The organism is Microbacterium sp. Be9 (genome assembly GCF_011754135.1).
Lineage (GTDB): Bacteria > Actinomycetota > Actinomycetes > Actinomycetales > Microbacteriaceae > Microbacterium > Microbacterium maritypicum_A.
Map to the genome: position 1 here is coordinate 1 of NZ_WNWT01000012.1, position 404 is coordinate 404.

General features: G+C 62.1%; 1 protein-coding gene. It reads left to right on the top strand.

Annotated features, from left to right (window positions below):
• Positions 1-111 precede the first annotated feature (111 nt).
• Complete coding sequence (locus GLO27_RS19575) at positions 112-399, top strand: WXG100 family type VII secretion target (protein ID WP_028501988.1); 288 nt, start codon at positions 112-114, stop codon at positions 397-399.
• The last annotated feature ends 5 nt before the right edge of the window (positions 400-404 follow it).

Here is a 404-nt window from a genome sequence, read left to right on the forward strand (position 1 = left end):
TGTGCGGGGATGGGGAGTTGTCCCCATCGACGGTGTTCGTGGGTGCGCCGTAGGGTGGGTGTTGTTCGGGCCGGAGGGGTCCGGTTCTCTCGATTGGCGGAGGTGTGGACGATGGCCGATTTCGGTGCGTCTTATGCGGAGATGGAGCAGGTGGCGTCGTCGCTGTCGCAGGCTCGTGATGACATTCAGGGTCAGTTGGACACGTTGAAGGGTCAGGTGGACACTCTTCTGGGTGAGGACTTCAAGACGCAGCATGCGTCGGGGAAGTTCGGTGAGGGGTACACGGAGTTGACGACGGGTCTGAAGACCGCGGTCGATGGCATCAACGACATGTCCGAGTCGCTGTTGGGCATGATGCGGGCGATCCAGGACCTGGACCAGCAGCTCGCCGGCAGCTGACACAC

Bases quoted from the DNA above. Each gene is read 5' to 3' on its own strand.
- GLO27_RS19575 (WP_028501988.1), top strand. From the start codon at position 112: ATGGCCGATTTCGGTGCGTCTTATGCGGAGATGGAGCAGGTGGCGTCG.